This is a genomic window from Achromobacter sp. (genome assembly GCF_050285585.1).
Lineage (GTDB): Bacteria > Pseudomonadota > Gammaproteobacteria > Burkholderiales > Burkholderiaceae_B > Achromobacter.
Map to the genome: position 1 here is coordinate 1 of NZ_JBLZXF010000081.1, position 4,660 is coordinate 4,660.

The following is a 4,660-nucleotide window of genomic DNA, read 5'->3' on the forward strand; positions in this document are numbered from 1 at the left end:
ATCGACGTCGACATGATCGTGCAGAACCAGTCCGTGGCCGGCACGACCGATTTCTCGTTCACCGTGAACCGCAACGAGTTCGCGCGCGCCGTGGACCTGCTCAAGCGCGAAGTCATCCCCGCCGTGGGCGCGCGCGAGCTGTCCACCGACGAGAAGGTCGCCAAGGTCTCCATCGTCGGCATCGGCATGCGCTCGCACGTGGGCGTGGCCAGCCTGATGTTCCAGACGCTTTCGCAGGAAGGCATCAACATCCAGATGATCAGCACCAGCGAAATCAAGACCTCGGTGATCATCGACGACAAGTACATGGAGCTGGGCGTGCGCGCGCTGCACAAGGCCTTCGGCCTGGACCAGGCGCCGGCCGAGAAGGCCTGAAGATAAGGCTTCGGCACGATTTTTTTCGCGATGTATGCCGCGAGGCAGCAAGAGTGTAAAAAGTCGTGCTAGAATCTCGTTCTCTTCGGAGATGTGCCCGAGAGGCTGAAGGGGCTCCCCTGCTAAGGGAGTATGTGGCTAAAAACTGCATCGTGGGTTCGAATCCCACCATCTCCGCCAGATTCTCTCCAAGCCGGTTCCGGCCGGCCTCGGAGATAAAGAACCCGCAATCGCGAAAGTGATTGCGGGTTTTTTCATTGCGGCCGCAGGCGGGCGGGTCCGGCCAGGCATGAGAGAATTCCACTTTCCCCTCTTTGCGCCGCCGCCTTGAAACACCTGCTCGCCACACTCGACCAGCTGGATGATTTCGATGAAATCATCGATGTGCGCACGCCGCTCGAATTCGCCGACGACCACATCCCCGGAGCGATCAACGCGCCCGTGCTGAGCAACGAGGAACGCGTCGTGGTCGGCACGCTGTACAAGCAGGTGTCGCCGTTCGAGGCTTCACGGGTGGGCGCCGCGCTGGTGGCGCGCAACATCGCCGCGCACCTGGACACCACCTTTGCGCAGCGGCGCCAGGGCTGGCGGCCGCTGATCTATTGCTGGCGGGGCGGCACGCGCTCGGGCTCCATGACGACCATGTTCAACATGATCGGCTGGCGCGCCCGGCAGCTCGACGGCGGCTACAAGGCCTATCGCCAGGGAACGCTGAAGGCGCTGGACAAGCTGCCCGCTACCTTGCGCTACATCGTGCTGGCGGGGCCGACCGGCAGCGGCAAGACCCGCCTGCTGAGCGCGCTGGCCCAGGCGGGGGCGCAGACGCTGGACCTCGAACGCCTGGCCTCGCATCGCGGCTCGCTGCTCGGGGCCTGGGCGGGCGTGCCGCAGCCTACGCAAAAGGGCTTCGATACGCTGCTTGCGCAGGACTTGCGCGCATTCGATCCGTCGCAGCCCGTGTTCGTCGAAGCCGAAAGCCGCAAGATCGGAGCGGTCGCCTTGCCGGCGGCGCTGCTGGCCGCCATGCACGCCAGCCCCTGCGTCGAGGTCAGGTCCAGCCGCGAGGACAGGGCCGCCTTTCTGCTGCAGGACTATGCGCAGCTGTTCGACGACCCGGAATCCCTCAAGGCGCAGTTGCAGCGCATGGTCGGCCTGCACAGTCGTGAGCGGGTGGGGGGCTGGCAGGCCCTGGTCGACCAGGGCGAGCGCGTGGAACTGGCGCGCGAACTGATAGACCGGCATTACGACCCGGCCTACGCCCGCAGCTGCCACGCGCATTTCGCGCGGCTGCCGCAGGCGCTGCGCCTGGATTTCCGCCCCAACGACGCGGACGTGGTCGAGCAGGCGCGGGTGCTGCTCGCCAGGCTGGAGGCGGCGGGGACCGCGTTCCGAACCTGAGCCGCGCTCAGTCTATGCGCACGCCCGTCATGTCGACGAGGCTGCGCCAATTCTTCACTTCGCTGGCCTGATAGGCCTTGAGGTCCGCCGGGCTTCCCGGGGCCGGGGTCATGCCGATCTGCGCCGAGAGCTGGCGCAATTCGGGGGTGCCGAGCACGCCGTTGACCTCGGTGTTGATCCGGTCGACGACGGCCTCGGGCGTGCCGTGCGGCGCGAACATCGCGAACCAGACCACGAGCTCGTGCTTGTCCAGCCCGCTTTCGGCCACCGTCGGGATGTCCGGCGCGAACGGCGCCCGTTGCGGCGTGGTCACCGCCAGCGCCCGGACCTTGCCGGCGGAGATCTGGGGCAGGCTGGGGCCGACGTTTTCGAAGGCATAGGAGATGCGTCCGCTCATGAGGTCGGTCATCATGCCGCCCACATTGCTGTAGAGCACCGTCGCGACGTCGATGCCCGCCATGCTCTTGAGCAGTTCGACCCAGACCCGCGCCGTGGTGTTGCTGGCCCCGAAGTTGAGCGCGCCGGGCTGGGCGCGGGCGGCGGCGATCAGCTCGGGCAGCGTGGCCGCCTTCGCATCGGTGTTGCCGATGAGGATCATGGGCAGCCGGCCCATCAGCGCGACCGGGGCGAAGTCCTTGACCGGGTCGTAGGGCAGGCGCTGGTACAGGCTGGCGTTGGCCGCCATCGGGCCGTTGGTGCCCATCAGCAGGGTGTAGCCGTCGGGCGCGCTGCGGGCGACGTAGGCGGCGCCGATACCGCCGCCCGCGCCCGGCTTGTTCTCGACGGTGACGGGCTGCCCGAGCCTTTCGCTCAGGCCTTTGGCCACGCTGCGCGCCAGCGTGTCCGTCGCGGATCCCGCGCCGAACGGGACCACCATGTTGATCGGCTTGTCGGGGTAGGCGGCGCTGGCGTTCAGGCAGGCGCCGGCCAGCAGCAGCGATGCCGCCAATTGCTTCATCGTTATGGACATTTGGAGATCTCGAATCGTGGTGGGTCAGGCGACGGTGGGGCCGGTGTCCTGCACCGTGGCGCGGCGCATCGAGCGGCGGTACTTTTCATCGAAGCCGGCGCCGCGGTGCATGGTGCAGCGGTTGTCCCACAGGACCAGGTCGTTGATGCGCCAGCGGTGCCGGTAGATGAATTGCTGCTGCGTGGCGAAGGCCATCAGCTCGTCGACCAGTTCACGGCCGGCTTCGTCGCTCATGCCTTCGATGCGGCTGATGTGCGACGCGATGTACAGCGCGCGCCGGCCCGTGGCCACGTGCCTGCGCACCAGCACCTGCCGCACCGGCGGCTGGCGTTCGCGCCAGGCCGGCGGGATCGAGCCGACGTCGAAATCGGTCAGGCCGCGGGAATGGAAATAGTCGTGCACGGCGATCAGCGGGGCCAGGCGTTCCTGCTTCGCTTCATCCAGGGCGTCCCAGGCCGCCCGCATGTCGGCGAACTCCGTGGCGCCGCCCACGGGCGGAATTTCCTGGGCGGAGAGCAGGGACACGCTGGCCGGCGTGCGCTTGAACGAGCTGTCGGTGTGCCAGAGCTGGTTGCTCAGGTTGATCAGGCGCCGGATGTCGCCCGGGTCGAGAATGCCGCCGCGCTCGTCCAGGTTGGAAATGTCCGACAGTTCGGCGTGGTTCAACCTGCGGGGGCGGTCGGCGTTGTAGACCGAGGCGCCTACCGATATCTCCAGCGGGCCGAATTGCCGCGCGACGGCCATTTGTTCCGCCTCGTTCAGCGGCTGCTCTGGAATGACCAGGACGGCGTAGCGGTCCAGCGCGTTGCGCAATGCCTGCGCGTCTTGCGCGGACAGGGGGAGCCGCAGGTCGATATTGGCGACTTCGGCGACAAAGTCCGGCCGTACCGGTGTCAGTTCGATCATTTTTTCCCTTCTCGTCGGGCACGCTACGGTGGGCGATTGCGTCGTGGCGTGCTATTATTTTTCGACTATCGAAAAATATTTCTTCTATCGAAATAATCATGCCCAATATTCCGAGCGAGCAAACTTGGGGTTTACCCAAGGGCAGCGATCAGTTCGTCGAGGCTTTCGCCCGCGGCCTGGCCGTCATCCGCGCATTCGGGCCGGGCCATCAGGCGCTGACGCTGAGCGAAGTGGCAGAGCGCACCGGCCTGACGCCGGCGGGCGCGCGGCGTTTGCTGTACACGCTGGTGACGCTGGGCTATGCGCGCAACGACGAACGCAGGTTCAGCCTGACGCCCGCGGTGCTGGAGCTGGGCTATGCCTATCTGTCGTCGTTGTCCTGGCGCGATATCGCGCGCCATGCGGTCGAGGAGTTCATGCGCGATACCGGCGAAATCTGCACGGTATCGGTGCTGGACGGCACGGACGTCGTCTACGTAGCGCGGGCCGAGATGCCCAGCCCGCTCTCGCGCCGCCTGGGGGTGGGCGAACGCCTGCCCACGCACGCCACCTCCAGCGGCCACGTGCTGCTGGCCGGGGCGAGCGCGGCCGAGCGCGAGGCCTTTCTCGCCAGGGCCCCATTCGAACGCCATACGCAACACACGCTGGTCGAGGCGGCGGCCTTGCGCCGCGCCATCGACGAAGCCGCGGCGGCCGGATACGCGGTGGCGAGCGAGCAACTGGAGCTGGGCATCTGCGGCCTGGCGGTGCCGATCAAGGACGAGCGGGGCAGGGTGGTGGCCGCGCTGACCACCAGCCTGAACCTGGCCCGGCACGAGCGCGAGGAAATCCCTGGCCGGTTCTGCGGCAGGCTGCGCGAGACCGCGGCGCAGATCGGCAAGGCGCTGGGTTAGCGCAAGCGTTGCCGGCCGTGCTTTCACTTGCGCAGTCTATGAAATAACGCTATTATTCAAGGCTTGCTTTGAAACGCGCCCGTAGCTCAGCTGGATAGAGTACCTGGCTACGAACCAG

Annotated in this window: 5 protein-coding genes and 1 tRNA gene; 4 read left to right on the forward strand and 2 right to left on the reverse strand. The window is 66.8% G+C overall.

The window, feature by feature from the left end; genetic code table 11:
• The 3 genes from ACN6PJ_RS31040 to mnmH all read left to right on the forward strand — a co-directional run.
• On the forward strand, positions 1-375 hold a 375-nt coding region (locus tag ACN6PJ_RS31040), incomplete at its 5' end, for an ACT domain-containing protein (RefSeq protein ID WP_427999473.1).
• An 87-nt stretch (positions 376-462) separates the two neighbouring features.
• Positions 463-555 (forward strand) — tRNA-Ser (locus ACN6PJ_RS31045).
• Between the two features lie 147 nt (positions 556-702).
• Positions 703-1,773: a tRNA 2-selenouridine(34) synthase MnmH gene (mnmH, locus tag ACN6PJ_RS31050; protein ID WP_427999474.1), complete on the forward strand. Its 1,071-nt coding sequence runs from the start codon at positions 703-705 to the stop codon at positions 1,771-1,773.
• 7 nt (positions 1,774-1,780) lie between these two features.
• On the opposite strand, the gene ACN6PJ_RS31055 is transcribed toward mnmH, so the two are convergent.
• Positions 1,781-2,743 carry a Bug family tripartite tricarboxylate transporter substrate binding protein gene (locus tag ACN6PJ_RS31055; protein WP_427999475.1) on the reverse strand — a complete coding sequence of 321 codons (963 nt, stop codon included), beginning with the start codon at positions 2,741-2,743 and terminating at the stop codon, positions 1,781-1,783.
• 24 nt (positions 2,744-2,767) lie between these two features.
• The gene (locus ACN6PJ_RS31060) at positions 2,768-3,649 is read right to left on the reverse strand and encodes a TauD/TfdA dioxygenase family protein (protein WP_427999476.1); all 882 of its coding nucleotides are present in this window, start codon (positions 3,647-3,649) and stop codon (positions 2,768-2,770) included.
• 98 nt (positions 3,650-3,747) lie between these two features.
• On the opposite strand from ACN6PJ_RS31060, the gene ACN6PJ_RS31065 reads away from it, so the two are divergent.
• Positions 3,748-4,542 carry an IclR family transcriptional regulator domain-containing protein gene (locus tag ACN6PJ_RS31065; protein ID WP_427999477.1) on the forward strand — a complete coding sequence of 265 codons (795 nt, stop codon included), beginning with the start codon at positions 3,748-3,750 and terminating at the stop codon, positions 4,540-4,542.
• The last annotated feature ends 118 nt before the right edge of the window (positions 4,543-4,660 follow it).